Origin of the sequence: Myxococcus dinghuensis, assembly GCF_024198235.1 — a bacterium.
GTDB classification, from domain to species: domain Bacteria; phylum Myxococcota; class Myxococcia; order Myxococcales; family Myxococcaceae; genus Myxococcus; species Myxococcus dinghuensis.
Genome location: NZ_JAKCFB010000024.1, coordinates 105,282 through 128,944, shown reverse-complemented (window position 1 = coordinate 128,944; position 23,663 = coordinate 105,282). Strand labels below are relative to the sequence as shown.

Here is a 23,663-nt window from a genome sequence, read left to right as displayed (position 1 = left end):
CCCCCCGTGCCACACTTGCTCCCTCTGCGCGAGGAGGGGGCGTGAAGAGCTTCGAGCAACGACGCGACGGGCCCGGCGGCGAGCACTCCGGACAGGGTGCGCAGCGGACCGGGAGCGGAGCGTCGTCGGCTCCGTCCAGTCATCCCCGGGTGGCGGCCTTGCAGGCGTTGGGGGAGCGGCTCAATCAGGGGCCTCGCGTGGTGGCGCAGGCGAAGCGGGCGGCGAGCCTGGGCAGCCGCGCGCCGGACGCCCCCATCCAGCGCGTCGGGGGCGCGAAGTTCGGGCTCCGCGTGGAGGACGCGGCGCGCGACTCGGAGGGGCACCAGCACCTGCGCCAGGTCCACGCGGCATACAAGGCGGAGATCCAGGACCTCAAGGTGGCCGCCGCGGGAGCCTTCGCGGGCCATGAAGGGGATCGCGACGCCCAGACGGCCTACTCCGACGCGCTGAGGGCCGCCGAGCTCACCCCCCAGGGGCTGACGGAGCGTCTGGCGGACATCGAGGGCTTCGCCGTCGCGGACGACGGCGCCATCTCCTTCCAGGGCGTGCCCGTGGCCAACATCCTCGAGGGGGACGCGGCGTATTCGCTCGTGGCTCCCGCCGCCAACGGCCTCGCCAACGTCTACAAGAAACACACGCTGGAGGGGCTCAGCGACACTGACTACGTGCGGGTCCGCGGGAGCATGCTCCGGCGCAAGGCCTGGCGCGGCATCACCCCGCCCGAGCGCAAGGCGCTCAAGGAAGGTCGGCCCCTGCGGCCGCTCAACGCGGGACGCCGCACGGAGGGGCGGCTCGGTTACAACTTCGACGCCAGCACGGGCGCGCCGGAGGAGCGGGTGCGGAACGTCGAAGCGGGGCGGGTGAGCGACCTGGAGTGGCTCAACCGCCACGCGAACACGGAGCTGGACGCCATCCCCGACGACCCCAGGCTGCTGTCCTTCCTCCAGACCCGCAAGGGCGTGGGCAAGCTCCTGTCGGCCCGCTCCACGCCCGGCGACATCACCTCCAACCACGGCGTGGGCTTCAGCGGCTATGGCGAGGTGGAGTTCGACCTGGCCCGGGTGCCCGCGGCCAACATCCTCCACCACTACAAGGATGCGCCCTTCCGCGCGGCGGAGCTGGCGGCCCTGGTGGGGCAGGACGTCGTTCCCCATGACCTCCCCTGGGAGACGGATCGCGCCAACGAGACCGTCCTGCGCAACCGGGAGCTCGTGCTGAGCGAAATCCCCCATGCCGCGGTGACGGGGCTGGAGGACACGGACGACCGGAAGGCCTACGAGGCCCAATTCACCCAGGACTACCTCCGCTATTACGAGGAGGCCTATCAGGACGTGGTCGGCGAGCACACCGGGCTCATCGAGTCTCCTCCCGCCCCGGGCCCGGAGGACATCCCCTTCATCCCGGACCACTACTCGGCCCTGCAGGCGAGGACGGACGGCGCCTACCTCATCGCGGAGGCGAGGCAGCGCGCGACCCAGCTCGCCCACACGCGTGTCGAGTATGTCGAGGCCTGGAGGGCGTCCTACGCCAACGCGTGGAAGCGGGGCTGGGAGGACGCGGCCTGGGAGCTCCCTGAGAACGCCGAGGCCTCCAGCCTGGACGTCCCCACGCCCGTGATTCCGGAGCAGACGGGGGAGGGGTTCGGCGACGTGGATGGAGCGCACGACGGTGGCGCCGAGGGCTACGCCGCTGGCGAGGCGGCCGCGCGGAGCGGTCCGGCCTCCAGCTCCAGCGAGTCGAAGCGGCAGGAGTCCGACGAGGACCAAAGTGGCCACGGCGACGACGAGCCCGCGCCCGACAAGCGCCCCTCCAACAAGAAGAAGGGGCGGGACAAGAAGTCGGCCGGCAAGGGCGGCAAGACGAAGGCCCCGCAGAAACCCGGCAAACGGCGGTGATGGGGCCCAGGCCCCGCGCCCTCACTCCGCGCAGGGGAACGCGGTGTCGAGCTTCCGGGTGTCCTTGATGCCAGGGCCGGTGAGCGTGGCGACGACCTTGACGGTGCCGGCGCACTGGTAGGGCAGGACGAAGGGCACCTGGGCGACGCCGCCCTCGGGCAGCGCGTACAGCTCCCGCGTCTGGGTCACCTTCCACGCGCGGCGGGAGCCGGCCTCGGTCTCCTCCTTGGCGGCGCTCGCGGTGAGGGTGAGCTTCAGCGGCTTGTCGCCCTCGTACGTGCCCTGGACCCGCACGAGCAGGAGCGCGTCCACGTTCATGCCATAGGGGTCGGAGGCCTCGTCGGGCGTGACGATGTCGCCCTTCTTCCGGTCGAAGACGCGCATCACCACGCCGCCCAGGGTGACGGCGGGCTCGGAGGCGCTGACGGCGGTGGAGGCGAGCAGCAGGGCGAGGACCGGCACGAGGCGGCGCGGAGAGGTGGGCTTCGACATGGTGGAGGGGACCCCGGAGGCGGTGGTTCGACGTCGAGGAGTTGCGACTGTACGTGAGTGGCGCTCGTTTGGATGCGCGGGTCCTGGTTGCCCCCGTGGCGGGCGTGAGGGCGGGCCCTGGTCCGGGGCTTCGGCCGGGCACTGCAATCCCGAGCGGCCCGTGTCCAGCCTGCGATGAAACCCTGTCTGCCGCGGGTCCCCTGCCCGCGCGCGAGGAGTCACCATGAGCTCATCCATTCCGACGCAGATGAAGGCCGCCGCCATCGACCGCTTCGGCGGGCCGGAGGTCATCGCCATGAAGACGCTGCCCGTGCCGAAGGTGGGCAAGGGCGAGGTCCTCATCCGGGTGAAGACGGCCGGCGTGGGCCAGTGGGACCCGTCCGAGCGCGAGGGCGAGATGGAGAGCTACAAGGGGACCAAGGCGTCCTTCCCCTACGTGCTCGGCTCGGACGGCTCCGGCACCATCGCCGCGGTGGGGGAGGGCGTGGACCGCTTCAAGGAGGGCGACAAGGTGTATGCCTTCGGCTTCCTCAACGACAAGGGCGGCTTCTACGCCGAGTACGTCGTGGTGAAGGCGGACTACGTATCGCCCGTGCCCAAGGGGTTGAGCGAGGAGCAGGCGGGCGTGCTGGCGGCGGACGGCCTCACGGCGCTCGAGGGCGTGGATGACACGCTGAAGGTCCGCGAGGGCACGAAGCTCCTGGTGTACGGCGCCAGCGGCGGCGTGGGCCACCTGGCGGTGCAGTTCGCCAAGCGGCTGGGCGCGAAGGTGCTCGCGGTGGCGTCCGGCAAGGACGGCGTGGAGCTGGCGAAGCGCATCGGCGCGGACAAGGCCGTGGACGGGCGCTCGGACGACGTGGTGAAGGCGGTGCGCGAGTTCGCGCCGGACGGGCTGGACGCGGCGCTGGTGCTCGCGGGCGGCGGCGGCGAGCGCGACAAGGTGCTGGCGCTCGTGAAGAAGGGCGGCCACATCGCCCACCCGAACGGCGTGTTGCCGGAGCCCAAGGGCGCCGACGGCGTCCGCGTCTCCGCCTACAACGGCGAGCCGAACGCCGACGCGCAGGCGCGCCTCAACAAGCTCATCGAGGCCGGCCCGTTCCACGTCGAGGTGTCGAAGGTCTTCCGCCTGGATGACGCGAGCCAGGCGCACGAGGCCGTGGGCAAGCACCACCTGGGCAAGCTGGCGCTGCGCATCCACTGACGCCCGCTGCCGTCCTGGGTGTCACCGTCCGCCCTCGCGTGAGCTGGCGCGAGGGCGGACGTCCATCCTCCCGGCCTCAGTCGGCGCGGCAGACCGTCGGCGCGGAGATGTCCGGGCGCACCATCCGGAACGGCATGAGCAGGTCGGGGACGCGGAGCAGGGCCTCGCGGCAGGACGTCTCGTCGTTGCCGGAGAGCTCGACCTTGAAGGAGCAGTCCTGCGCGCCCTCGCACACCGTCTTGGCCAGCCGCGCGTAGCAGTCCACGGCGCGGGCGCAGGTGCCGCTCATGTTCACGGACGCGGAGGCGGACGCGCCCCCCGAGGACGAGGACACATACGCGCCGCCACCCGACGCGTCGGCGGAGACGTTCGCGTTCAGGTTGACGTTGATGTTGGTGGTGGACGAAGGCGCGGCGGACTCGACGTAGTGGGGGTTGGCGCGGTCCTGGGCGCAGGCGTAGAGGGCCTCGCCCTGCTTGCGCGCCACGGAGAGCTTGCCCTCGACCTGGTCGGGGGGGACGGCCTTGTCGTCCACGATGACCTGGAAGGCGAACGCGCCCGCGCCGTCGTAGCGGTAGTACAGCATGGTGGTCTCGTCGTACTTGACGCTGGTGACGTCCGAGCCGTGGGCCTGGGACTCGAGCCCCGCCTGGGTGGCGCAGGTCCAGAGGTTGGCCTGGGTCTCGGAGACGCGGTCGGGGGCCACCGGCAGCGTGTACATCTTGCTGGCGCCACAGGCGGCGAGAGAGAGACACAGCGACGTCAGGGACAGTCCCCGCGAGAGGCGCATCATTCGTGTTGCTCCTTGAGTAAGGGGTCCGCCAGAAGGGTGCCCGGCGGAGCGGCGATTACGACGCCGGCAGGCGTCGCTGATTCAATGTCGCAATTCGTGCAACGAGCGTTTCGGGCGTGTCTCTACACCCTTGTCAGGGCGCCGGGAAGGCCTGGGGCGACAGCCCCCGTGAGGCCGTCACGCGCCGCCGCCATGGAGCCAGGCCGCGTTCCCGCGGGGGACGTGAACGGGAGGGGTGTGGCGACTAATCTCTCGCGCCATGCGTTCCACCCAACCCCGAGTCATCCGCGTCGGCCCTGGTGACACGGCGCTCCAAGAGGCGTTCTGTGGCTATGTGCCACAGGTCTTCCGCACCGTGGACTTCCGGCGCTGGTGCGCCTGGGGCGAGTGGACGGACGCCTATCACGCGTACTGCGTGTTCGACGACGGACAGGTGGTGGCGAACGCCTCCGTGACGCGGATGCACCTGCGGGTCGAGGGGCGGGACGTCCTGGGATACCAGCTCGGCGCGGTGGGGTGCATCCCGTCCCATCGGGGACGCGGGCTGGCGCGGCTCGTGATGGAGGCCGCGCTGGACGACTGTGGTGCTGCGCCCGTGGTGTTGTTCGCGAACAAGAACGTGCTCGGGCTCTATCCGCGCTTCGGCTTCGTGCCCCGGCGGCAGTCGCTCTTCGGTGTCTCGCTGACGGTGGAGCCCGGGGGCGAGGCCGCGCCCGTGTTGGACCTGACCGATGGGGCCGTGCGCGCGCGGCTGCACGCCTGGGAGGAGACGGCGGCCCCGGTGACGGAGCGCTTCGGCGCGTGGCGCCATGCGCGCATCGCCAGTTGGTACGCGGCGGCGGACTTCGCGCGCCCGCTGCGGCGGTTGAGTGACGACGCGTGGGTGTTCGCGGGCGTCGAGGACGGCACGCTCTACGTCGACGACCTCTTCGCGCGGGAGCCCTTCGACCTGCGGCCCCACCTGTCGCGCCTCGTGGACGCGCCCGTCACGTCCATCCAGTTCGGGTTCACCCCGGAGCGGTGGTGGCCGGAGGCCCGGGAACTCGGCGAGGACACCGAGGCGGACCTGTTCGTCCGCGGCCTGTCGCTACCGGACGGACCGGACCGCTTCCCGGTGATGGCCCGGACGTGACGCCGCGGACGTCTCAATAGACATAAGGCACGCGCTTCGCCCAGGTGCTCTTGCCGTAGTGCTTGTGCAGGTAGCGGAACGCATCGCGCGCCGCGCGGGTCTCCTTCTCGCAGCCGTGTTTGCTGGAGCGGACGGCGCGGTAGAGGGCGATGGGGGCGCGAGGGTCATCGGGATGGGCCTTGGCCCAGGCGAGCGCGACGTTCGAGAAGAACACCACGGCGGAGCCCGCCTCGGAGAGCTTCTTGCGTTCGGCGCCCGCCTCCGTGTGTTCCTCCTCGCTCACGAAGCGCAAGCGAGGTTTGGAGCTCTCCGCCGGGGTCGTGCACCACCAGTTCTGGGACCAGGAAGCGACCCGGGTGAGGTCGGTCTCGGCGGCACCGGCCGAGTTCGTCAGCAGGCTGGTGGAGACCCGGGACAGTCCCATGATGAGCAGCCGGGCCTCGAAGAGGCGCTCTTCGGGGGTCTTCCGGGAGACGAGCGTGAGCAGCTCCTCCCGGGCGGGAGGTTCCGTCTGGGCCAGCTCCTTCGCCATGCGTTGGAGGGTCTCGTCGTCTCCCATGACGGCGGCTCGAACGAAGGTGGTCCAACGCAGCCCTCGGCGCTGGCTCGGCGGGACGAGCGGATGGTGTGCCAGCTCACCCATGCGGTGGGTGGTGAGCTGTGGCTCGAGGATGTTCGACGCCTGCCAGGAGAAGGTGATGAAGCGGGTCTCGGGGCGCTCCCAGTCGATGACGCCGGGGTGGCTGGGCTCCCCCTCTCCGACGAGGCGGGGTCTCGCGTAGAAGATGGCTTCATCCCAGCTCCGCGCGAGCCGGATGCGCTCCTCCCGCAGCAAGCCATCGCTGATGGGGAAGTCCGTCGTCGCGTCGGGGGACACCTTCGAGAGTCGCGCGTAGGCGGCGTCCGTGAGGCCCTGCTCCCTCATCAGTCGCACGGAGTAGAGCGCGAGCATCACGCCCACGGGGGCCGCGGCGGGGACCTCGGCGGTCGCCGCGAGCAGCACATCCAAGTGCGGGTCTCCTACCTGGGAGTGGAGCAGCGCCGGGATGAGCCAGAGCGGTTGGTGCCTCGCCTCCCAGTGTTTCATCGCCGTCGCGACGACCTCCCGCCTCAGCGCGGTCCGCTCCTCCTCCGTGGGGGCATATCGGCTCGGTCCATACATGGCCCGAATCCAGTCGAACATCTCGCGCACCGAGGCGGGGCTCGACGCACAGGGCCGGGAGGGATTGAAGGTGCGGTTGAAGTCCCGGAGCTCCGCCGCGAGCGCCGAGCCCGTCCCTGGCTGGAGCACGAGTGTGGGCAGCTCACAGGCCCAGGTCTCGGGCTGGGTGCGCAACCGGATGAGGCTGCGCAGGCGCCTCGCGGGGCCGTGGAACTCCCTCGACGCTCGGGTGGCGAGGAGCGTCTCGATGGTCGCGTCGGCCTCGGTGAGCCATGAGGTGAACAGCGCTGTCTGGTCGGCCGTGGGGCTGTAGGGAGGCTGCTCGTTCCACTGGGCCTGCGTCATCAGCGCCCGGCGTACCTGGGTCCGTGCCACGAGATAGGCGGCGCGGGTCCGATACGGTGAGCCGGCCTGCTCGGAGATGCGACGGAAGGCCGCGAGCGCCTCGTCGAAACGGCCGCAATAGAGATGGGACGCGGCGGACTGGTAGTCGTGCTCGGCCTCGCGTCGGGATTGCACCTCCTTGGGGAGCTTCGGGGCGGGGGCCGCCTCGGCCTCCGTCCCGTCCTCGACCCGGACTTCACAGTCTCCCTCGAAGAGGGCGTCCTGGGCGGAGATCCACTCCGCGACCAACTCGGGGTGCTTCTTCCAGAGCCGGGACAGGGACTGCACGGCTTCCGCCGCCCGCTCGAAGGCGTCGCCGTGGATGAGGAGCGCTTGTCGACGGATGGCGTCCCGTCGGGCCGTGAGTTCCTCGGGGGACTCTCCCTTGGGGCGCAGGGCGGCGGTCCGCGCGTCGAGCCAGCGTTGCATCTCCCGCTCCACGTCGCCGGGGGGGGTGGACCCTTCCATCAGCGACCAGGTCTCCAGGAGCGTGCGCCTCTCCTCCGGCGTGGTGGGGGTGCCCTGCATCACGCGCCACGCGAAGGCGAGATACGCGGGACGGTAGGTGGGCAGCAGCAGCCCGAGCCGACCCTCCGCGAAGGCGGAGAAGTTCTCGGGGTGGGCGGTGGGGTCGTCGGGGTTGGGGTCGTCGTAGCCACAGGCCTGGGCCCGCGTGGAAGGCCACAGGAGCGTGAGGCAGAGCAGGGCCGCGAGCAGGTGTCTCATGGTTTCAGGTCCGTCATCGCCCGGGCGAGCGCGTCACGCGTCCACGGGTGGGGATTGAAGAGGTAGAGAGTGGAGGGGCCCTGGGGTGGGACGTGCCACTCGTCCATCGCGAGGCCCACGCTGTCGCCGCAGGACGCGACGGGGCCCCGGGCGAAGCGCTCGCGCCACGTGGGGCTCTCCGGGCCCATGCGGAACAGCTGCGGCACGACCTCGTCCACGGGGGCCCGCTCCACGAAGCCCCCCGCCACGCACCAGGAGGCGAGCCCGGTGATGGACAGGCGACGGCTCGGGCCGAGCAGCTCGCGCGTCTCACGCAGGAGCGCCAGATAGGCCTCGTGCTCGGACTCCCGGACATCGAAGTCGAGCTGGAGCATGGCCACGTCCCGCACCCGGGCCAGGTCGGTGAGGCGCTGGGCCACCTCGCGCAGTTGCTCGGGCGAGTAGCGGGCGAGGGACGCGCCCTCCTGCATCTCCAGCCGCACCGTGCCGCACGGACGCAGGCCCGGGGGCAGCCGGATGGGCTGCTGGCGCGCGAAGGTGAGGAAGCGCGAGGGGCGCAGCCTCAGCGTCGCGAGCAGGACGGACACCTCGACGTCCTGGCCTTCGAGGAAGCGCAGGTCCTCGGGCCGCTCCCAGGCCCAGAGGACGACGCGGGGCGGCGGACGCGGAGGCTCCGGGGCCCGGCACGACAGCACCGCGCCCGCGAGCAGGAGCAGGGCGGCCAGACGGCCACGGTGTTGTGGCAAGGGAGACGCGGAGGGCATGGGTGATGGCTGGATATGTGCCATCAGAGCAATGTCGATGCCAGCCGTGAGCGGCGTGTCACTGAGGACCGCTAGCGCACTCGTGGCGGCGCGCCGAAGCGGCTGGGCGGCTGTCCCGTCCACCGGCGGAAGGCGCGGGTGAAGGTGCTCACGTCGGAGAAGCCCAGCCGGTACGCAATCTCGCTCACCGAGCACCCCGGCTCGGCCAGGTAGGAGAGGGCCAGCGTCCGGCGCGTCTCCGCCAGCAGCTCGCGGAAGCCGGAGCCCGAGTCCACCAGCCGCCGCTGGAGGCTGCGCGAGCTCATGTGCAGCCGCTCCGCCACCTTCTCCTGCGTGGGCTCGCCCTGGGGCAGCAGCTCCTCCAGCACCGCGCGCACCCGCGCCACCACGTCCAGCCCCGTCTGCCGCGCCAGGTGCCGGGAGATGAGCTCGTCGTTGATGCGCGCCAGCTCCGGGTTCGCCCCGGGCAGCGTGGCCTCGAACGGCGCGCGCTCGTAGATGAGCACGTCCGCCTCCGCCTCGAACGTCACCTTGCAGCGGAACAGCTTCTCGTACGGCGTCAGGTCCGCCGGCCGGGAGCGCCGCAGCAGCACCTCGCGCGGGGACAGCTCACGGCCATACGCCACGCGGCAGAAGCGCACCAACAGGTACGCCACCGCGTCCGTCTCCTCCGCGCACAGGTGGGGCCCCCGCTCCGCGGTGGCGAGGATCACGTGGTAGCAGTCCCCATCCCGGGTGAACGACGGGTGCAGCGCGTCGCTCACCAGGGCCACCGCGTGCACCAGTCGCTCGAACGCCTCGCGCAGCGTGGTCGACGCGTTGAGGCGGTACCCCACCGCGTGGAACGTGGTGGGGCTCACCTGCCGCGCCATCTCCAACCCGATGGCCGGGTCCCCCGACGACTCCACCGCCAGCCGCCACAGGCGCGTCATCCCTTCCAATGAATAGCGCGCGTTCGCGTCCCCCAGCAGGCTCGGGTCCAATCCCGCCTTCACGAACAACGGGTGCGAGGCCACGCCGCGCAGCTCGAGCGTCCGGTGGAGCGCCAGCGCCCAGCTCGTCAACAGGGTCGCGGATTGGCTCATGGTGTCGCTTTCGGCCAAAGGAATTGGCGCAAACGGGCAAGCAACGCAGCGTGGCTATCGGTAGCCTGTCTTCCTCGAAATCCTGCCATGTCGGAGGTGCGGATGCTTGCTTTCGCATCGTGTGTCCGCTGGGTGACACAACGCGTTACCGCTCGGAGTTCACGTCGCGCGGTGTAGCCGCTTCAGGGGCTCCGCGCTTTTCCGCTCCGCTCGCATTCGTTCCGACCTTCCCCTTCCGTCGTGCTCGTCGTCCTCGCCGTGGGCAGCCGGCGTGGGAGGCGGGCTCGCGGTGCGCGGCGTGGGATGGGCTCGCGCCGTGGTCGTCCCCCTGGAACCCGTAATGAGGTCTGACTCCCCATGACTCCCCTGAGGCTTTTGAGCATCCAGAGGTCCTGGCTGGCGGCGCTCGCGCTGCTGGCCCTGGTGTCGCCTGGCTTTGGGACGGCGGTGGCGGCTCCACCGTCGTTCATTGCTTTCGAGAGTGGCCACGTCCGTCCGCTCGCGCTGTCACCGGACGGCACGCGCCTGTTCGCGGTGAACACGCCGGACAACACGCTGTCCATCTTCAACGTGAGCGCGTCGGGCTTGAGTTTGCAGGCGCGGGTGTCGGTGGGGCTGGAGCCGGTGGCCGTGGCGGCGCGGACCAACGACGAGGTCTGGGTGGTGAACCACCTGTCTGACAGCATCAGCGTGGTGTCGCTCGCGGGGGTACCGCGCGTGGTGCGCACGCTGCTGGTGGGAGACGAGCCGCGCGACATCGTGTTCGCGGGCACGGCGCGCCGCGCGTTCATCACCACCGCGCACCGCGGGCAGCACCGCACGCATTCGTCCATCGCGGCGGTGCCGGGCGCGGGCGACCCGCAGTTGACCACGCCGGGCGTGGGGCGCGCGGACGTGTGGGTGTTCGACCCGGCCAACCTGGGCGCCACGCTGGGCGGCACGCCCGCGCGCATCGTGACGCTGTTCGGCGACACGCCGCGCGCGCTGACGGTGAGCCCGGATGGCCAGACGGTGTACGCGGCCATCTTCAAGTCCGGAAACCAGACGACGAGCATCCTCGAGGAGACCGTCTGTGAGGGCTTCAATCCCTATCTGCCGTGTCTGGTGAATGGCTCCATCTATCCGGGCGGCAGCCCGGGCCCCGCCACCAACCACGAGGGCATCCCCGCGCCGGAAGTTGCCCTCGTCGTGAAGTACAACAACCAATTCAGCCAATGGCAGGACGAGCTGGGCCGCAACTGGAACAACGCGGTGCGCTTCCGCCTGCCGGACCAGGACGTGTTCGCCCTCGACGCGAACTCGCTGGGGCAGAAGGCGGCCTACGAGCACGTGGGCACCACGCTGTTCAACATGGCGACCAACCCGGTGACGGGCACGGTGTACGTGTCCAACACGGAGGCCTTCAACCACGTGCGCTTCGAGGGCCCGGGCAGCTACGGCGGCACGACGGTGCAGGGCCACCTGGCGGAGACGCGCATCACCGCCATCCTCGGCGGCAGCGTGTTGCCCCGTCACCTCAACAAGCACCTGGACTACTCGAAGCTGGTGACGGACCCGGCCTACGACACGACGGCCAAGCAGCACAGCCTCGCCACGCCGACGGAGATGGTGGTGACCAAGGACGGCCGCACGCTGTACGTGGCCGCGTACAGCTCCAGCAAGATTGGCGTGTTCGACACGCAGGCGCTGGAGGCGGACAGCTTCAACCCGAAGCTGGCGAGCGCGGCGTACATCCCCGTCAGCGGCGGCGGTCCCAGCGGCCTGATTCTGGATGAGGCGCGCGGCCGGCTGTACGTGATGACCCGCTTCGACAACGCGGTGAAGGTCATCGACCTGGCCACCAAGGCGGAGCTGGGCAAGCAGGTGCTGCCCAACCCGGAGCCCACCTCCGTGGTGCAGGGCCGTCCTCTCCTCTATGACGCCGCCATTTCCTCCGCCAACGGCGAGGCGTCGTGCGCCAGCTGCCACATCTTCGGCGACATGGACGACCTGGCGTGGGACCTGGGCAACCCGGACGACGACGTGGTGCAGAACCCGATTCAGGGGCGCCTGCTGGGCGCCGCGGAGCTGCTCAAGCCGCACATCAACGGCTCGGGGCGCGTGGAGGACTTCCACCCGATGAAGGGCCCCATGACCACGCAGACCCTGCGCGGCATGGTGGTCTCCGGCGCGATGCACTGGCGCGGCGACCGCTCCAACGGCTTCTTCGGCGTGAACGGGGCGGACCCCAACCACTCCTTCATGAACTTCATCGTCGCCTTCGAGGGGCTCCTGGGGCGCGCGACCAAGCCCACGCAGGCGGAGATGCAGCGCTTCACGGACTTCCAGTTGCAGGTGCAGTTGCCGCCGAACCCGGTGCGCAACCTGGACAACACGCTGACGACGGCGCAGCAGCGCGGCTTGAACTTCTACGCGGGTTCGCGCCGTTCGGACGGTCTGCCGCTGGGCGAGGGCCTGGGGTTCACCTGCGAGGGCTGCCACCGGCTGGATTCGTCGCAGGGCTTCTTCGGCACGGACGGCAAGGCGAGCTTCGAGAACATCCCGCAGATCGTGAAGATTCCGCACCTGCGCAACGCGTACCAGAAGGTGGGCATGTTCGGGAACCCGACGACGCCGTTCTTCCTGGCGCAGGACAGCGGCTGGCAGGGTGACCAGGTGCGCGGCTTCGGCTTCGTGCACGACGGCGCGGTGGACACGATTGCGCGGTTCCTGTCCGCCATCGTGTTCATCCCGAGCATCGGCGTGGGCTTCCCGTTGAACAACCCGGACGCGACGCGCCGGGACGTGGAGCAGCTCATCCTCGCGTTCGACACGGACCTGGCGCCCATCGTGGGGCAGCAGGTGACGCTGACGAGCACGAACGCGGCGAGCGCGGGGGCACGCGTCGACCTGCTCCTCCAGCGGGCGAAGACGCCGTTCGCCTCGAAGATTCTGGGCGGCACGGTGACCGAGTGCGACCTGGTGGCGAAGGTGGCGCTGAGCGGGCGCGTGAAGGGCTTCCTCTTCAGCCCGTCCGCGAATGCCTTCACGCCGGATGACGGGACGACGGCGACCGTGACGGACGCGACGCTGCGCAACTACGCGAAGACGGCCGGGCAGGAGGTGACGTACACCTGCGTGCCGCCGGGCTCGGGTTCGCGCATCGGGCTCAATCGCTGACCGCGTGACGTGAGGCTCCCCGCGAGGAGGCTGGACGGCTCCTCGCGGGAGGCCGGCGCGACGTGGCGCTCACTGCTTCGGCGCGTCGCCCTTCTGCGCGCGCCGGCGCAGCCAGTTGCGCAGGAAGGCCTGCACCGCGGGGTGCTTGGACTCGCGGAACCGGTCCGGCGGGCCGTACTCGACGACGCGGCCCTCGTGCATGAGCGCCAGGTTGTCCGCCATGCCGAACGCGGAGGCCACGTCCGGCGTAATCACCAGCGACGTGGCGCCCAGCTGCTGCTTGCCCGTGAAGATGATTTCGTTCACGGACGCCGTGGTGAGCGGGTCCAGGCCGGCGGTGGGGTCGTCGTAGAGGAGGATCTTCGGCTGGAGGATGGCCGCGCGCGCGAAGCCCACGCGCTTCTGCATGCCGCCGGACAGCTCGCCGGGGAAGCGCGTCTTCGCGTGGGACAGCCCCACCGACGTCAGCGTCTTGTCCACCGTCTGCTGAATCTCCGTCTCGGACATGCGCGTGCGCTCGCGCAGCGGGAACGCCACGTTGTCGTAGACGTTGAGCGAGTCGAACAGCGCGTTGGCCTGGAAGAGGATGCCCTGCTTGCGGCGCATCTGGCTCAGCGCCGCCTCGTCCATCTTCGCCACGTCCTCCCCGTCCACCAGCACCACGCCCCGGTCCGGCTGCATCAGCCCCATGATGTGCTTCATCAGCACGGACTTGCCGGAGCCCGACACCCCCATCAGGACACAGGTCGTCCCCTCCGGCACCTCGAGGTCCACCCCTCGCAACGCCGCGTTGTCCCCGAAGGACTTGTGGAGACCCCTGACCTCGATGGCCAGCTTGCCCGCCGGCCGCGTACCCGTGTCGCTCATCGCCCCCCACCATAGTGCGAGCCCCGCCTCGCCGCTCCTCCCGAAGCAGGCCCGCCACCTCCCGTCCCCTGCTCGCCAGCCAACAGCCCGGGACCTCGCGGGTCGAAGACGCTGCCGCCAACCCAGGAGACGAGTATATGCGGAAATACCAGGAATTCTCCTGGCGGTCCGGGTCCGCTCCACGCGTGGTGGGGAGCGGGTGTCCGGGCCGTCCACCGCACTCCTCGGACCCCCATGAAGATCCAGAATGTCGGCGTGGCTGTCGGCGCATCCCTGCTCGCGTTCAGCCTGGTGGCGGAGGCCGCCGCGCTGTTCCACAACACGGGCACGCTGTCCGGCTGGAACGCCGTCAGCAGCGAGCACAACGGCTCCGTGCTGGAGGTGACCAACGTCACCTACGAAGGCCCCACGGCCATCAAGGCCACGCAGGTCTACGACCCCGCGTACACCGGCCGCTACCACTCGGAGGTGATGAAGACGAACGTGTACCGCCGGGGCGACATGGGCTTCTACGGCTTCGCGTTCCGCCTCCAGCAGGACTGGCAGTTCCAGCCGCAGTCCTACAACATCGCCCAGTTCATCGCGGACTTCTCCGACACGGGCTGCGACGACTACATGCCGTCGAGCATGGTGTGGCTCCAGGGCAACCAGCTCTTCACGCGCGTGAAGCAGGGCACCGTGTGCAACCAGAAGACGGTGACCTTCGGCAACCTGGCCACGGTGACGGCGGGCGAGTGGCACAAGGTCGTCATCCAGGCGAAGTGGGCGAGCGACGACAGCGGCTACTACAAGCTGTGGTTCGACGGCGTGAAGGTGCTGGAGCAGTACAACCTGGTCACCACCGTGGCGGACGACCGCGCCTTCCAGTTCCGCGTGGGCCTGTATGCCAATGGCTGGCACGACAGCGGCTCCATGCAGGGCAGCCAGGGCACGCGCAGCGTCTGGTTCGACGAGATCGGCGTGGGCACGACCTTCGCGGACGCGGACCCCGCGCAGTGGTAGGCGCGGCGCGCTCCGTGTGACCCGGCCCCGCCTCCCGGTATCAGGGAGCGCGGGGCCGTCTGCCTCCGGGCCGGGCTACGGCGTCGCCGCGGACACGCGCGTCATCGGCTCGGCGCACACCGGCACCTGTGGCTCCACCGACGCGCGCGGCTCCTCGGAGGGCGCGGTCAGCGTCTCGCCACACGTCCCGACGGAGTACTCCTCCACCCACACACCACACGTGACGATGGTCGTGTTCCAGGGCAGGGCACACCGCACCCAGCAGGGCGTGGTGGGCTCACAGGCCGTGTCACAGTCCTCCGGTAGCGCGGAGGCGGTCAGCGGGGTCAGCAACAGCGCGGCGCCTGCGAGCAGCAGCTTCTTCGAGAACGGATTCATGGTGTCTCCACGCAGCGGGTGCCCTGCTCACGGAGCGTGAGCCGGCAGACGTGATTATCTTGCTCAAGCCACAAAACCGCAAAACCTGGGTCGAGCCCGTCGAGGCGCGTGGCAGGGATTGGCGTTCCTCCAGGCGAGTGTCCGCCAGGTGACGGTGGGGTCATGAGGCGCGGAGAGGTCAACGTCGCGCGTCATGGGTGCGCGTGGATTTGTTCCATTGCGAGGGCTCCGGAACTTTGGCAATCGGGGTGCGATATCGACGTAGTGGCTGCGTCCTTCGGTAACGACACGAGGTCCTTCGAGGAGGTCCGATGCGAAGCATGTTGGGAGCGGTAGCGCTGGCCGCGCTCACGGGGTGTGCGACCACGCAGGAGGCATCGAAGCCGTCGCCGGCTCCGGTGACGGAGGCGCCTCCGGTGGCGGAGGCCCCCAAGGCGGGATTCCAGGTACCCGTGGACTACTTCAAGCTCGACAACGGCTTGAAGGTGGTCCTGTCGCGCGACACCACGGCGCCCACGGCGACGGTGGCTGTCTATTACAACATCGGCTTCCGCATCGAGCCGAAGGACCGCACGGGCTTCGCGCACCTGTTCGAGCACATGATGTTCCAGGGCTCGCGCAACCTGGGGAAGATGGAGTTCATCCGCCTCATCCAGAAGAACGGCGGCGTGCTCAACGGCTCCACGCGGTTCGACTTCACCAACTACTTCGAAATCGTCCCGGCCAACGCGCTGGAGACGATGCTCTGGGCCGAGGCGGACCGGATGCGAAGCCTGGAGGTGACGCCGGAGAACCTGAAGAACCAGCAGGGCGTGGTGGCCAACGAGGTGAAGGTCAACGTCCTCAACCAGCCGTACGGCGGCTTCCCGTGGCTGGACATGCCGCAGGCGGCGAACACCAACTGGTACAACGCGCACAACTTCTACGGCGACCTGAAGGACCTGGAGGCGGCGACGCTGGACGACGTGCGCTCGTTCTTCAAGACGTACTACGCGCCGAGCAACGCCGTGCTGGTGGTGGTGGGTGACTTCGAGCCCGAGCAGGTGAAGGGCTGGGTTCAGAAGTACTTCTCCGCGCTGCCCAAGATGGAGCAGCCGAAGAAGCCGGACATCTCCGAGCCGCGCCAGGAGCAGGAGAAGCGGCGCGACAAGCAGGACGCGCTGGCGCAGCGCCCGGCCCTCGCGGTGGGCTACCACATGCCGTCGCCGGGCACGCCCGAGCACTACGCGATGGCGCTCATCGACCAGGTGCTGGTGCAGGACAACGACAGCGCGCTCTACCAGCGGCTCGTGCAGCAGAAGGGGCTGACGGGCGAGGTGCAGGGTGGGGTGAACCAGCTGGGCAACCCGTGGAACTACTTCGGGCCCATGCAGTGGACGGCGTACCTGTACCACGACCAGGCCACGGCACCGGACGCCATCGTGAAGGAGATCGACGCGGCGGTGGAGGCCCTGCGCGAGAAGCCGCTCGACGAGGCGACGCTGGCGCGGGCCCGGGTGAAGGCGCGCTCGCAGCTCTACCGGCAGGTGGAGTCGCTGTACGGCTTCGGCCGGGCGGACCTGCTGGCGTCGTTCGCGCTCTTCTACGACGACCCGTCGCGCGTCAACCGCCTCGAGGGCGAGCTGATGAAGGTGACGCCGGAGCTCATCCAGAAGACGGCGCGTGAGTACCTGCGCCGCGAGAACCGCACCATCCTCACGGTGACGCCCGCGCCCGCGGCCGCCGCGAAGACCCAGGCCCCCTGAGGAGACCGCGACATGAACATGAACTCCCTTCGCACTCGCATCGTGCCCGCGCTGATGGTGCTCGGGCTGGTCTCCTCGCCGGTCGTGCTCGCCCAGGCCCCCGTGAAGGAGGCGCCGCCCGTGGCGGGCGCGCCCAAGCCGTTCAATCCGCCGGCCCGCACGGAGCTGAAGCTCGACAATGGCTTGCAGGTCTCCATGGTGCCCTATGGCGACATGCCCATGGTCACCATCCGGCTGATGGTGGATACGGGCAACATCCACGAGAAGACGAACGAGACCTGGCTCGCGGACCTGATGGGGCGGCTGTTGCCGGAGGGCACCACCACCCGGTCGGCGGAGCAGATCGCCCAGGCGGCGGCGCTGCTGGGTGGCTCGCTCAACGTGTCGACGCGCCAGGACCAGAGCGCCATCGGCATGGAGGTGCTGTCCGAGTCCGCGCCGGAGGCCGTGGCGCTGGTGGCGGACGTCGCGATGAACCCCACCTTCGCGCCCGCGCAGGTGGAGCGCTTGAAGGGCGACCTCCTGCGCGACATGGCCATCTACAAGAGCCAGCCGCAGGTGCTCGCCGACGAGAAGCTCGCGCAGTCGCTCTACGGGGACCACCCGTACGGGCGCACGTTCCCCACGGAGGCGATGCTCAAGGGGTACACGCCGGAGCTGGTGCGGGCCTTCTACGACGCGAACGTGGGCGCGGCCCGCTCGCGGCTCTACATCGTCGGGCGCTTCGACGCGGCGGCGGTGGAGAAGGCGGTGCGGGACGCGTTCTCCGGCTGGAAGGCGGGGGCCGCGCGCGTGCGCAACGTACCCAAGCAGAAGGTGGCGAAGACGGTGCAGTTCATCGACCGCCCAGGCGCGGTGCAGTCCACGGTGCGTGTCGCGGTGAAGGCCGTGTCGCCCACCAGCCCGGACTACATCCAGCAGCGGGTGATGAACGTCCTGCTCGGTGGCTACTTCAGCTCGCGCATCACCGCGAACATCCGCGAGAAGCGCGGGTATTCGTATTCGCCCATCAGCATGGTGACCCTGCACCCGGACGATGCCTTCTGGGTGCAGCGCGCGGACGTGACGACCGCCGTCACGGGTGAGTCGTTGAAGGAGATCCTGGGCGAGGTGGAGTCGCTGCGGAAGACGCCGCCGCCCGCGGACGAGCTGCGCTCCGTGCAGAACTACCTGGCGGGGACGTTCCTGCTGGAGAACGCGTCGCGCGAGGGCATCATCAACCAACTGGCGTTCGTGGACCTGCATGGCCTGTCGGACGCGTACATTCGCGACTACGTGCAGGCGGTGATGGCCGTCACGCCGGAGCAGGTGCAGCAGGCGGCGGCGAAGACGCTGGTGCGTGACTCGATGACGTTCGTCGTCGTGGGCGACCTGAAGACCGTGAAGCCGCAGTTGAAGGTCGTCACGCCCGCGCTGCGCTGACGTCGCTCCGGAGGGCGGAGGGCCGCGTGCCTCCGCCCTCTCGGGTGCCCGAGAAGTCTCGCGGGGCATCTGCTCCCTTTCGTGGGACACTTCCTGGAGTCGCGGCTTCGCCCTCGATGAAGCGAGGCAGGCCCGCCTGGTTGGGACACCCCGCCTGGAGACTCCCTTGAGCAACCGCCTGGACCCCCGCCGCCTCGAGACCTTCCGTGTGGTGGCGACCACGGGACAGGTGTCCGCGGCGTCCCGGTTGCTGCACCTGTCCCAGCCCGCCGTCACCGCTCAAATCCGACAGCTCGAGCGCGAATGCGGCCAGCCCCTGTTGGTGCGCACGGCGCGTGGCGTTCGCCTCAACGAGGCCGGACAGCGCCTGCTGGCGTATGCGCAGCGGCACCATCAACTCCTGGAGGAGGCCGCGCTCGCGGTGGCGGGTGAGGACGTCCTGAAGGGCGAGCTCGTGCTGGCCGCGAGCACCACGCTGGCCAGCTACGTCGTCCCGGACCTGCTGGCGTCCTTCCTGCGCGTGCACCGGGGACTGCGGGTGCGCCTGGAGGTGGGCAACTCCGAGCAGGTGCTCGGCTGGGTGGGGGAGGGCCGGGCGCCGCTGGGGTTGGTGGAGGGGCATGCCCGCGCCGCCGGCCTCCGCCTGGAGCACTACCTGGACGACGAGCTGCTGCCCGTCGTCGCCACGCACGCTCCCGGGGAGCTTCTGCGGGTGCGGACCCTCGACATGCTCCAGACGGTGCCGCTGCTCTGGCGCGAGCTGGGGTCGGGTACCCGCGCGGTGCTGGAGCGCGCGCTGAAGCGGGCCGGCGTGAGGCGCGGTCCCCAGGCGGGAGACCTCCAGCTCGGTGGCACCGAGACCATCAAGGGCGCGGTGGCGGCGGGGTTGGGGGTGGGGTTCCTCTCGCGCTGGAGCATCCAGGCGGAGCTGGGTTCGGGGCGCTTCCGAGTGCTCCCCCTGCCCGACCTGCGGGTGCGGCGGACCTTCTCCTGGGTGCTCCCGGTGGATGTCCCCGCCGGCATCGCGGGCCACTTCCTGCGCCATGCGCGCGCGGCGCCCCCTTCGCCATCCCATGCGTGAGGGGACCCCGCGGCCTCACGTGATGACGTGGAGGACGAGGGCTCCCAGGCTCAGGCCCGCCATGCAGAGCCACAGGGTGATGCCCTGGGCCAGCGGCTCGAGGCCCACGGAGCGGAGGGCCTGCCGCGAGAAGCCGGCTCCGATGAGGAACAGGGTCAGCACGAGGACTCGTTGGGACACGTGGGTCACGACGAGTCCCGCGGGCTGGAGCGAGGGCACCCAGGTCACCAGGGCCGCCACGGAGAGGAAGCCGAGGATGAACCACGGCCTGCGCGCGGGCCCTTGCCCTTGCGCGGGCGTCCTTCCCGTTCGCCGGAGCCAGGAGCCCACGGCCAACGTCAGCGGGACGATCCACAGCGCGCGCGCCAGCTTCACCGTGGTGGCCACCTCCAGCGCCTGCGGCCCGTACCGCATGGCCGCGCCCACCACGGAGCTGGTGTCGTGGATGGCCAGCGCGCTCCACAGGCCGAACTGGCGAGCATCCAGCCCCACGGCCTGTCCCACGATGGGGAAGACGAAGAGTGCCACGGCGTTGAGCAGGAACACCGTCCCCAGCGCGATGGACACGTCCTCCTCCCGAGGACGCAACACGGGCACCATCGCCGCGATGGCGCTGCCTCCGCAGATGGCCGTGCCGATGCTGATGAGCAGCCCTGCTCCGCGCGAAACACCCAGCCACCGCGTCAGCAGCGCCCCGAGCGTCAGACACGTGGCGATGCCCACCACCGTGTAGAGCGCGCCGCGAGCGCCCTCCGCGGCCACCACGCGCAGGTCCATGCCCGCGCCCAGGCCCACCACGGAGAGGGACAGCAGCATGTGCGTCGCGCGACGGGTGAGCGCCGCATAGGGGTTGCCCACGCTCAGGGCCACCAGCATCCCGGCGACCAGCGCGACCGCCGTGGACACGCCGGGCCAGAGACTCACCAGCGCCCCCACGGGAATCAACACGCGCCCGAGCGTCAGCGCGGTGTCGCGGAGGGAGCGAGGGGCTTCGGGCTGTGCGGGTGTCGCGGGCATGTCTCTTCACTGCCCGCCGTGCCATCCACGGACCAGTCGCAAGAACTGATGAGCCATCCGTGGATTTGATGGCTGTACAGCGCGCACGACGGTGGATGGGTGCCCGTGAAGGTGCTGGATTGCAGGTGGGCGGTGGGTGCCCTATCTTGAGGGCCTCCCCGCGTGTTCGCGGTCGGTCTCGCCAGCCGGACCCAAGTCGGCGTGCCATGTGTCAGCGCAGTCCAGGTTGAAGTGGTCCTCGCGCGAGAGTCTCCGCGCGCAGTTGCGTACCCTGTTCGACGAGACGCCCGCGGAACCCGTGGGGCCGAGGTGCCGGGCGCTCTGGCTGCTCGGCCTCGTCGGTGATGAGGCGCGGCTCCCGTTCTTGAAGGCCCTGCTCCTCGATTCGGAGGCGGATGAGGCGCTTCGAGACACGGCATTGCGTGTCGGGTCGAAGCTGGGGTTGCGCTTGTCCCAGGAGGAGTTCGTCCAGCTCCACGAGGAGCACACGCGGACGGGCGCCACGGGGCTCTCGCTCGAATACCTCCTGCTCTTCGCGAGGCTCGAGGCCTTCGGGCCCACGATGGAAGGATTGCTCGAGCAGTTGACGCCGGATGACCGGGCGCGCCTCCTCATCACGACCCGGGAGCGGCGCCGCGTGGAGGGATTGCGAGGGTTGACGAGGAGGCATCGGCTGAACCTGGCCTGGCTCGACGAAGACCAGGCGCGGTGCCTTCGCCCGTGTGTCGGGGTGCCTCAACCCGCCGCTTTCGAAGAGGCCTTGTTCGAGCGGTGGTATTGGAGTGACAGCTTCGTTCTCGAGGACCAGGGTGGCTCGGGAGGTCAGCGCAACTTCGATGTGGCGCTCGCCCAGCGCGCGCGTCCCGAGGCCTGGGCGCTGCTGGTGGAGTGGTGCCAGGACCTGTCCGCGCATGAGCTGGAGCGGAACGTCATCGCTCCGTGTTGGGGGCTGTCACGCGCCGAGCTGACACGACTGATGGAGGCGTGCCCCGAGCTGCGTCAGCGGGCGGCGGAGGGGCTCATGCTGTCCGTGGACGACCTGCGAGCCCACTTCGGCGACGGCAAGCTGGTCCAGCGTCTCTGGCACGTGGTCCGGGCCAGGAGCTTCGCGTACCTCTCGACCCGGAGGAGGAATCGGCCCTCACCCGCGTTCAACTGGGCGCTGGATGTTCTGCGGGAGTGGAGGGAGGCCCGTCATCACGTGTTGTACCGAGGGCTGTGTGACGTCGGATTGGTGCCGTGGGTTCGGTGTCACTTGCTCGAGCACCTGTGGGACCACGACCCCGCCGTGGTCATCCGCTGGGCGCTCGTCGCGCTGCGCTACCCCGACAATGCGCCGCTGCTCGCGGACGTCCTGCTCCTTGCCTGGCGGACCCGGCAGCCGGATTCGCGTCCTCTGTTCCTGGCTGTGTTGAAGGGCTCGGACGAGGCGCTGCAAGCCCTGGCCATCGCCGGACTGGTGGGGCTCGGTGAGTCTGGCGACGGCTGGTTCGACCGGCTGCTGATGCTGTCGAACTCCTCGCATCCCGAGGTCCGGTTGCAGGCGCTGGCGGGCTTGGTCCAGCAAGGGCAGCGTGAACGGCTCCCGTCGCTCCGGGAGCTGGCGCTCACGCCGGACGACCCGGGGTTGCGCGCCCAGGCGATTCATTGGCTCGGCGTGTTGGATGGGGAGGGCAGTCGGCCCGTCTTCAGCGAGGTCCTCGCCCAGGCGCCTTCGCGGGAGCGATGCGGTGTTCCCTTCTTCGGAGCCACGCCGCGTTCTGCTCCCGATGTCGAGGAGGCCATCCTGGCGCTCTCACGGCTTGGAGGCGACGAGGACCTCTCCGTGCTCGTGGAGCTGAGCCTGCGCGGACAGGGCTCCCGACTGCTGGACGACCAGCTCGTGTATCACCTGGCACGGCGTGAAGGGCGCGTCGTGGAGGGGGTTCCTCCTCACTGCGACGACATGGCCTCGCCCGTGACGAGGTCGATGCCCGTCCCTCGAAGTGTCATGAGGATTGAGGGGAAGCGGCGCGTGAATGAGGCATGGCCGCGCTCGGTGTCGTCGATGAGGGCGGAGCCTGTCCTGGACACGGAGATGCCGGCGCATGAGGTAGTACCCAGGCAGAATGGTCCGTGGGATGCCCTTTTCTCCGAGGCCGAACGAGCAGCGTTGGAGCAGGTCTCTCTGCGCTCCGAAGAACAAGGGATGGCAGACGTTCTTTCTATCGAAGGGTTGCTATGGAGTTGGATCTTCTTCACGTCGGGGCAGGGGCAGTCGATACCGTGGATCGTCGAGGAGTTCGAACAGGTCCTGACTCGTAGAAGCATGTTGGAGCGCGCGGTCCGAGAGTGCCCCGAGCCACTCGGGTTCAAACTCAAGGCCCTGGTCGATGCCGCCGACGCAGCGTACCGGAAGGTCTCCCGCGACGACCAAGGGCGTGCGCTCTCCAAGCGGATGAGGTTGGTCTACGTGACCGACATGTGGTGGTGGCACCGTCGACCGGTGACCGGCTATCCCGGTGTGGACCTCAACTGAGGCAGCTCACGCAGGAACGACGCGGCTACCGCGCCCAGGTGCTCGGGTTGGTCGTATGGCAGGCCGTGCGAGGCATCCTGGACCTGTTCGATTCGCACGCGCGGGTTGAGGCTCCGCAGCTCCGTTGCCATCTCGAGCGTGACGACGGGACTCCTGTCCCCGATGACGAGCAGGATGGGCACGTCGATCTCGCGTATCACGTCGCGATACTCGGGGTTGGGCGGCGTGAGGACGTCGAAGGCGTCGAGGCGGGTCTTCAGCCTCGCCTCGGCGAGGTGCTCGATGATTTCGAGCGAGCGCCCCGGGCTTCGGGCTCGGGCCTGGGCAACCAGCTTGGACTTGGGGAGGTCGAGGGTCCGGCGGTGTTGCTCGGCGACGTCGCTGTCGTGAACCTCGCGTTGACGCTCGGGGCTCAAGAACGTCGGGTCGACCAGCACGAGGCCACGGAGGCCCGCCGTCCTTCTGCTCGCCACCACCGCGGCGGTCATCCCGCCCATCGAGTGGCCGAGCAGCACCGGACGCGCGAGCCCCAGGCCGCGGATGAGTCCCACGACGTCGTTCGCGTGGTCGTCGTACCGGTAGCCGTGTCGCGGCGCGCTCGAAGCGCCGTGCCCTCTGGCATCGGGCATGACGACGTCGGATTCAGCTTCGAGCACGCGCGCCACGGGACTCCAGCACGCACCGCTCCCCATCAACCCATGGAGCAGGACCACGGGTGGATGGTCACCCCCGGTTCGGACGTAGTGGAGGTCGATGCCGTTCGCTTCGCTGACTCCATGTAACCAGGTCGTCATGGAACGGGCTCTTGGCATCGACGTGGCTTCCTCACGCCGGCAAGCG

At 69.7% G+C, this 23,663-nt stretch carries 18 protein-coding genes; 9 read left to right on the top strand and 9 right to left on the bottom strand.

The features are described from left to right. Nucleotides 1-41 precede the first annotated feature (41 nt). The gene (locus LZ198_RS27690; protein ID WP_253975082.1) at nt 42-1,895 is read left to right on the top strand and encodes a hypothetical protein; all 1,854 of its coding nucleotides are present in this window, start codon (nt 42-44) and stop codon (nt 1,893-1,895) included. A gap of 21 nt (nt 1,896-1,916) precedes the next feature. Here LZ198_RS27690 and LZ198_RS27685 read toward each other — a convergent pair whose 3' ends face one another. Then, nucleotides 1,917-2,387 (bottom strand): hypothetical protein, encoded by a 471-nt coding sequence (locus LZ198_RS27685; RefSeq protein WP_253975081.1) that lies wholly within the window; start codon nt 2,385-2,387, stop codon nt 1,917-1,919. A gap of 223 nt (nt 2,388-2,610) precedes the next feature. On the opposite strand from LZ198_RS27685, the gene LZ198_RS27680 reads away from it, so the two are divergent. Beyond that, nucleotides 2,611-3,588 carry an NADP-dependent oxidoreductase gene (locus LZ198_RS27680; protein ID WP_253975080.1) on the top strand — a complete coding sequence of 326 codons (978 nt, stop codon included), beginning with the start codon at nt 2,611-2,613 and terminating at the stop codon, nt 3,586-3,588. Nucleotides 3,589-3,664: 76 nt separating this feature from the next. Here the strand turns inward: LZ198_RS27680 and LZ198_RS27675 are convergent, their stop codons facing one another. Then, a complete protein-coding gene (locus LZ198_RS27675) occupies nt 3,665-4,381 on the bottom strand; it encodes a hypothetical protein (protein ID WP_253975079.1) in 717 nt (238 codons plus the stop codon). 259 nt (nt 4,382-4,640) lie between these two features. On the opposite strand from LZ198_RS27675, the gene LZ198_RS27670 reads away from it, so the two are divergent. Beyond that, nucleotides 4,641-5,513, top strand: coding sequence for a GNAT family N-acetyltransferase (locus LZ198_RS27670; RefSeq protein ID WP_253975078.1), 873 nt, complete (start codon nt 4,641-4,643; stop codon nt 5,511-5,513). A gap of 13 nt (nt 5,514-5,526) precedes the next feature. On the opposite strand, the gene LZ198_RS27665 is transcribed toward LZ198_RS27670, so the two are convergent. The 3 genes from LZ198_RS27665 to LZ198_RS27655 all read right to left on the bottom strand — a co-directional run bounded on the left by LZ198_RS27665 (nt 5,527) and on the right by LZ198_RS27655 (nt 9,634). Continuing rightward, nucleotides 5,527-7,785, bottom strand: a complete 2,259-nt coding sequence (locus LZ198_RS27665; RefSeq protein ID WP_253975077.1) for a hypothetical protein — start codon at nt 7,783-7,785, stop codon at nt 5,527-5,529. After that, nucleotides 7,782-8,531, bottom strand: a complete 750-nt coding sequence (locus LZ198_RS27660) for a hypothetical protein (protein WP_253975076.1) — start codon at nt 8,529-8,531, stop codon at nt 7,782-7,784. Before LZ198_RS27660 ends, LZ198_RS27665 begins: the two co-directional genes overlap by 4 nt. An 89-nt stretch (nt 8,532-8,620) precedes the next feature. Further along, nucleotides 8,621-9,634 (bottom strand): AraC family transcriptional regulator, encoded by a 1,014-nt coding sequence (locus LZ198_RS27655; protein WP_253975075.1) that lies wholly within the window; start codon nt 9,632-9,634, stop codon nt 8,621-8,623. A 357-nt stretch (nt 9,635-9,991) separates the two neighbouring features. Here LZ198_RS27655 and LZ198_RS27650 point away from each other — a divergent pair, with 357 nt between their 5' ends. Beyond that, on the top strand, nt 9,992-12,793 hold the full coding sequence (locus LZ198_RS27650; RefSeq protein WP_253975074.1) for a YncE family protein: 2,802 nt from the start codon (nt 9,992-9,994) through the stop codon (nt 12,791-12,793). A gap of 69 nt (nt 12,794-12,862) precedes the next feature. On the opposite strand, the gene LZ198_RS27645 is transcribed toward LZ198_RS27650, so the two are convergent. After that, a complete protein-coding gene (locus LZ198_RS27645) occupies nt 12,863-13,660 on the bottom strand; it encodes an ABC transporter ATP-binding protein (RefSeq protein WP_253975073.1) in 798 nt (265 codons plus the stop codon). Between the two features lie 234 nt (nt 13,661-13,894). Between LZ198_RS27645 and LZ198_RS27640 the strand changes: the two genes are divergently transcribed. Continuing rightward, the gene (locus LZ198_RS27640) at nt 13,895-14,662 is read left to right on the top strand and encodes a polysaccharide lyase (protein ID WP_253975072.1); all 768 of its coding nucleotides are present in this window, start codon (nt 13,895-13,897) and stop codon (nt 14,660-14,662) included. Between the two features lie 75 nt (nt 14,663-14,737). Here LZ198_RS27640 and LZ198_RS27635 read toward each other — a convergent pair whose 3' ends face one another. Next, entirely contained in the window at nt 14,738-15,040 is a 303-nt protein-coding gene (locus LZ198_RS27635; protein WP_253975071.1) for a hypothetical protein, read from the bottom strand. Nucleotides 15,041-15,360: 320 nt separating this feature from the next. On the opposite strand from LZ198_RS27635, the gene LZ198_RS27630 reads away from it, so the two are divergent. From LZ198_RS27630 to LZ198_RS27620, 3 genes are all read left to right on the top strand, one after another. Further along, nucleotides 15,361-16,785: a M16 family metallopeptidase gene (locus LZ198_RS27630; protein ID WP_253975070.1), complete on the top strand. Its 1,425-nt coding sequence runs from the start codon at nt 15,361-15,363 to the stop codon at nt 16,783-16,785. A gap of 18 nt (nt 16,786-16,803) precedes the next feature. After that, the gene (locus LZ198_RS27625; RefSeq protein WP_253975069.1) at nt 16,804-18,207 is read left to right on the top strand and encodes a M16 family metallopeptidase; all 1,404 of its coding nucleotides are present in this window, start codon (nt 16,804-16,806) and stop codon (nt 18,205-18,207) included. Nucleotides 18,208-18,373: 166 nt separating this feature from the next. Further along, nucleotides 18,374-19,288: a LysR family transcriptional regulator gene (locus LZ198_RS27620; protein WP_253975068.1), complete on the top strand. Its 915-nt coding sequence runs from the start codon at nt 18,374-18,376 to the stop codon at nt 19,286-19,288. Between the two features lie 15 nt (nt 19,289-19,303). Here the strand turns inward: LZ198_RS27620 and LZ198_RS27615 are convergent, their stop codons facing one another. Continuing rightward, on the bottom strand, nt 19,304-20,305 hold the full coding sequence (locus tag LZ198_RS27615; protein WP_253975067.1) for a YeiH family protein: 1,002 nt from the start codon (nt 20,303-20,305) through the stop codon (nt 19,304-19,306). A gap of 226 nt (nt 20,306-20,531) precedes the next feature. Here LZ198_RS27615 and LZ198_RS27610 point away from each other — a divergent pair, with 226 nt between their 5' ends. Next, nucleotides 20,532-22,823, top strand: coding sequence for a HEAT repeat domain-containing protein (locus LZ198_RS27610; RefSeq protein WP_253975066.1), 2,292 nt, complete (start codon nt 20,532-20,534; stop codon nt 22,821-22,823). Here the strand turns inward: LZ198_RS27610 and LZ198_RS27605 are convergent. Beyond that, nucleotides 22,799-23,617: an alpha/beta fold hydrolase gene (locus tag LZ198_RS27605; protein WP_256559951.1), complete on the bottom strand. Its 819-nt coding sequence runs from the start codon at nt 23,615-23,617 to the stop codon at nt 22,799-22,801. The two genes, LZ198_RS27610 and LZ198_RS27605, sit on opposite strands and share 25 nt — an antisense overlap. Nucleotides 23,618-23,663 lie beyond the last annotated feature (46 nt).

Excerpts from the sequence above, each read along its gene's own strand:
- LZ198_RS27645 (WP_253975073.1), bottom strand. The coding sequence starts at position 13,660 with ATGAGCGACACGGGTACGCGGCCGGCGGGCAAGCTGGCCATCGAGGTC.
- LZ198_RS27630 (WP_253975070.1), top strand. The coding sequence starts at position 15,361 with ATGTTGGGAGCGGTAGCGCTGGCCGCGCTCACGGGGTGTGCGACCACG.
- LZ198_RS27615 (WP_253975067.1), bottom strand. The coding sequence starts at position 20,305 with ATGCCCGCGACACCCGCACAGCCCGAAGCCCCTCGCTCCCTCCGCGAC.
- LZ198_RS27640 (WP_253975072.1), top strand. The coding sequence starts at position 13,895 with ATGAAGATCCAGAATGTCGGCGTGGCTGTCGGCGCATCCCTGCTCGCG.
- LZ198_RS27625 (WP_253975069.1), top strand. The coding sequence starts at position 16,804 with ATGAACTCCCTTCGCACTCGCATCGTGCCCGCGCTGATGGTGCTCGGG.
- LZ198_RS27655 (WP_253975075.1), bottom strand. The coding sequence starts at position 9,634 with ATGAGCCAATCCGCGACCCTGTTGACGAGCTGGGCGCTGGCGCTCCAC.
- LZ198_RS27605 (WP_256559951.1), bottom strand. The coding sequence starts at position 23,617 with ATGACGACCTGGTTACATGGAGTCAGCGAAGCGAACGGCATCGACCTC.
- LZ198_RS27650 (WP_253975074.1), top strand. The coding sequence starts at position 9,992 with ATGACTCCCCTGAGGCTTTTGAGCATCCAGAGGTCCTGGCTGGCGGCG.
- LZ198_RS27675 (WP_253975079.1), bottom strand. The coding sequence starts at position 4,381 with ATGATGCGCCTCTCGCGGGGACTGTCCCTGACGTCGCTGTGTCTCTCT.
- LZ198_RS27680 (WP_253975080.1), top strand. The coding sequence starts at position 2,611 with ATGAGCTCATCCATTCCGACGCAGATGAAGGCCGCCGCCATCGACCGC.
- LZ198_RS27685 (WP_253975081.1), bottom strand. The coding sequence starts at position 2,387 with ATGTCGAAGCCCACCTCTCCGCGCCGCCTCGTGCCGGTCCTCGCCCTG.
- LZ198_RS27635 (WP_253975071.1), bottom strand. The coding sequence starts at position 15,040 with ATGAATCCGTTCTCGAAGAAGCTGCTGCTCGCAGGCGCCGCGCTGTTG.
- LZ198_RS27665 (WP_253975077.1), bottom strand. The coding sequence starts at position 7,785 with ATGAGACACCTGCTCGCGGCCCTGCTCTGCCTCACGCTCCTGTGGCCT.
- LZ198_RS27670 (WP_253975078.1), top strand. The coding sequence starts at position 4,641 with ATGCGTTCCACCCAACCCCGAGTCATCCGCGTCGGCCCTGGTGACACG.